4 protein-coding genes are annotated in these 3590 nt (G+C 69.0%); 1 reads left to right on the top strand and 3 read right to left on the bottom strand.

What is annotated here, in order from left to right; all coding sequences use genetic code 11:
- Window positions 1-292: 292 nt before the first annotated feature.
- Window positions 293-1300, bottom strand: coding sequence for a stage II sporulation protein M (locus tag KWI83_RS37550; protein WP_218518850.1), 1008 nt, complete (start codon window positions 1298-1300; stop codon window positions 293-295).
- 131 nt (window positions 1301-1431) lie between these two features.
- Here KWI83_RS37550 and KWI83_RS37545 point away from each other — a divergent pair, with 131 nt between their 5' ends.
- Window positions 1432-2430: an RDD family protein gene (locus tag KWI83_RS37545; RefSeq protein WP_218518849.1), complete on the top strand. Its 999-nt coding sequence runs from the start codon at window positions 1432-1434 to the stop codon at window positions 2428-2430.
- A 161-nt stretch (window positions 2431-2591) separates the two neighbouring features.
- Here KWI83_RS37545 and KWI83_RS37540 read toward each other — a convergent pair whose 3' ends face one another.
- Entirely contained in the window at window positions 2592-3206 is a 615-nt protein-coding gene (locus KWI83_RS37540; protein WP_218518848.1) for a hypothetical protein, read from the bottom strand.
- Window positions 3207-3378: 172 nt separating this feature from the next.
- On the bottom strand, window positions 3379-3590 hold a 212-nt coding region (locus KWI83_RS37535), incomplete at its 5' end, for an adenosylhomocysteinase (RefSeq protein ID WP_218518847.1).

Here is a 3590-nt window from a genome sequence, read left to right as displayed (position 1 = left end):
TTTTCTCGATCCGATTTCCTCGGTGCTTTCCAGGTTCCCGCTTCCGCGTTTCCCTTTCCGGCGCTCCCGACTTTATCAGAGGTTTCGGGCCGGGCTGACCGACCGCCCATTCCGATTAATCGGGATCAGCTTCTTCGGAACCGATGTCCCGAGAAGCGGGTAGGTTCTCAAGGCGCCGACCGGATCAACTCCAGTCCAGGCAACTGTTTAAATCTACCTCCCCACATGCTCCGTGTCAACGGCTCCTGCGAGGCGAAGAGGAGACTAGCAGTCCGGCGGGCCTGTCCGCACATCAGGCGGCGGTCGGCACCGTGGCGCTGCGCTCGGCCATGTCCACGTCACCCGTCTCGCCGGCATGGGCGGCGCGCCGTCCGAGCACGTAGACGTACGCGAGGAAGGCGGCCTCGGCGATGACGCCGATGCCGATGCGGGCCCAGGTGGGCAGGCCCGACGGCGTGACGAAGCCTTCGATCGCACCGGCGACGAACAGGACCAGGGCAAGGCCGATCGCCATGCCGACGGCGGCTCGGCCCTCCTCCGCCAGGGCCTTCCTGCGCGTGCGTGGCCCTGGGTCGATCACCGTCCAGCCGAGGCGCAGTCCTGTACCGGCGGCTACGAAGACGGCCGTCAGCTCCAGCAGCCCGTGCGGGAGGACGAGGCCGAGGAAGGTGTCGAGTCGGCCTGCAGAGGACATCAGGCCGAAGCCGATGCCCAGGTTGAGCATGTTGAGGAAGAGGATCCAGAGGACAGGGAGGCCCAGGAAGATCCCGAAGACCAGGCACATGGCGGCGGCCTGGGCGTTGTTCGTCCAGACGCGGGCTGCGAAGGATGCCGCGGGGTGGGTGGAGTAGTAGCTCTCGTACTGACCGCCGGGGCGGGTGAGCTCGCGCAGTTCGGCGGGCGCCGCGATGGTGGCCTGGACTTCAGGATGCGTACCGATCCACCAGCCGAGGAGCGCCGCGACGAGAGTCGACAGAAGTGCGGTGGGAACCCACCAGTGGCGTGATCGGTAGACGGCGGCGGGGAAGCCGTAGGCGAGGAAGCGGGTGACATCGCGCCAGGAGGCCCGTCGGGTGCCTGTCACCGCACTACGCGCGCGTGCCACCAGTTGGCTGAGGCGCCCGGTCAGCTGGGGATCGGGTGCGCTGGACTGGATCAGGGAAAGATGAGTCGCAGTGCGCTGGTAGAGCGCGACGAGTTCGTCGGTCTCGGCGCCGGTCAGCCGGCGCTGGCGCCGGAGCAGGTCCTCCAGGCGGTCCCACTCCGCTCGGTGGGCGGAGACGAAGACGTCGAGGTCCATTGGTTTGCCTGCTCCTCGGCTGCTCGTCGGCGGGCCCGTCGTGAGTATCAGCTTGTCGTACTGCGATGCTCGGTGCCCTCAGCTTGGCAGACTGGCTGTTCTCGGGGCAGTCCAGGGGAAGGACGGCGGGCGTGAGTGAGCTGGTGACGGGCGAGGCGGTGGCGCTGGAGTTGCGCCCTGCGAGGTTGCCCAGCAGGGCGCTGGCCGTCTTGCTGGATCTGGTCGTGGCCTTTGCCGCGTACATGATCGTGACCATGGTGCTGGTGATCTCCACGGCCTCGCTGGACGAGGCTGCTCAGATCGCGATCTCCATCGCCACGTTTCTGCTGGTTCTGGTGGGCACGCCGATCGCCGTGGAGACGCTCAGTCATGGGCGGTCGCTGGGGAAGATGGCATTCGGGCTGCGGGTGGTGCGTGACGACGGCGGGCCCATCCGGTTCCGGCATGCGCTGGTACGAGGCGCCATCGGCGTGATCGAGATCCTGCTGACGCTCGGGGTGATCGCCTGTATCGCGTCGCTCGTTTCGGAGCGAGGGCGTCGGCTCGGGGATGTGTTCGCGGGGACTCTGGTCGTACGGGAACGGATCCCCGCCGCCCACGCGCGTTTCGTGCCTCCGCCACCGCCCTGGCTGGCCGGGCGTTTCTCGGGACTTGATCTGTCGGCGGTTCCTGATGGGCTGTGGCTGGCCATACGGCAGTACCTGACGCGCATGCAGCAGCTCGACCCCCAGGTGGGCGGGGCCATGGCGGAACGGCTCGCCACTGACCTCGCGGAGCGGACGGGCGCTCCGGTGCCGCCTGGGATACCTCCGGCCGCCTATCTGGCGGCGGTGGTCCAGGAGCGACAGGCGCGCGAGATCCGGCGGGCTCACGTGAACGGGACGGTTGCGGGTGGACCTGGCCACGACGGGCAGTACGGGGCAAATACGGCGCCTGGTCCGCACCCCCCTGTTGCTACTCCCCCACCTGCTGAGCACTTCCCTGCGGCAGCACAGCCCGGACATGAAGCAGCGCGGCCCGAACGCCGTCCCGAAAGCCCGGCGTCGCACGCGTCGCCGCCCAGGCCGCAGCAGGACGGCCAGTCGGCCGATACGAATCGCCCCGCGACCGGGTTCGCGCCACCTGCGTAAGCCCCTCGCGGCCGCACAGGCCGGGGCTCAGGTTCTCCTCCGTGTTTCTCGGGACTCCTCGTTTCTCGGGGCTCGTCAGCCGCGCAGCCGCCCCACCAACCCAGCCGAGCCCGCCCTCCCGCGCCTCTGCTCCAGGAAATCTGCTCCGGGAAGACCTCCGCTCAAGGGAAAACGGACGGCGGCGAGTCCAGCTCCTCCAGCTCGATGCCGGGGGCCGCGAGCACCACGTCTCCGGCGATGTGTACGAGGTGCTGCTCGCCCGTGTCCAGGGCTGTGACCTGGTATTCGTCCACGGTCAGAGGGCCGTTGTCAGTGCCGTGTGCTTCTCTTTTCAGCAGAGCCCAGGACTGGTCCACGGTGCGCGGGGCGAGGACCGGGTCTGTGAAGGCGACGAGGCGTACGCGAGTTGCGGAGCTGGAAGGGGTGAGGCGCAGCAGACGGATGGTGGCGATGAGGAACGCGGGGGAGGTGCCGGTGAAGGCGTGGGCGCGCACGTTGCCTTCCGTGGCATCGGTGCCGGTGGGGTCGGTACGAACCCAGGTGACGCCGTCGAGGGCGGCGCCGCGCACCTGCCAGCCCGCCGCGTGGAGTTCGAGACGGATGGGGCGGCCGAGTTCGTCGAGGGTGAGGTCGACGGAGCCGCGGTGATCGCCCGAGGGGGTGGTCAGCTGGGAGACGTAGCGCCAGCCGGAAGGGCCGGGGGCGCAGTGGAAGTGCTCTTCTGCGAGGGGGGTGTGATCGTGCGGATCGTGGAGCGAATAGCGGCCGCGGGGCATGAGGGTCCTGGGGTGTGACGGGCTGGTCCGGTTCGCCGCGCTGGTCGGTGCCAGCTGGTCCGGTCAAAGAGGCAGGCCCCCGGCACGGGGGTGCGGGGGCCTGCCTCGGAGGACCTGCTGCTGAGCCGCGTGTCAGTGCACGGGCGCGCGGCTCAGCGGGTCGGCTGTGGACTCAGTAGCGGTAGTGGTCCGGCTTGTACGGGCCCTCGACCTCGACGCCGATGTACTCGGCCTGCTCGGGGCGGAGCGTGGTCAGCTTCACGCCGAGCGCGTCGAGGTGGAGACGGGCGACCTTCTCGTCCAGGTGCTTGGGCAGCACGTAGACGTCGGTCGGGTACTCGTCGGGCTTGGTGAACAGCTCGATCTGGGCCAGCGTCTGGTCCG

The organism is Streptomyces sp. TRM70350 (assembly GCF_019219825.1).
GTDB lineage: Bacteria > Actinomycetota > Actinomycetes > Streptomycetales > Streptomycetaceae > Streptomyces.
The sequence above is the reverse complement of the archived record's forward strand: the minus strand, read 5'-3'. Positions and strand labels throughout refer to the sequence as shown.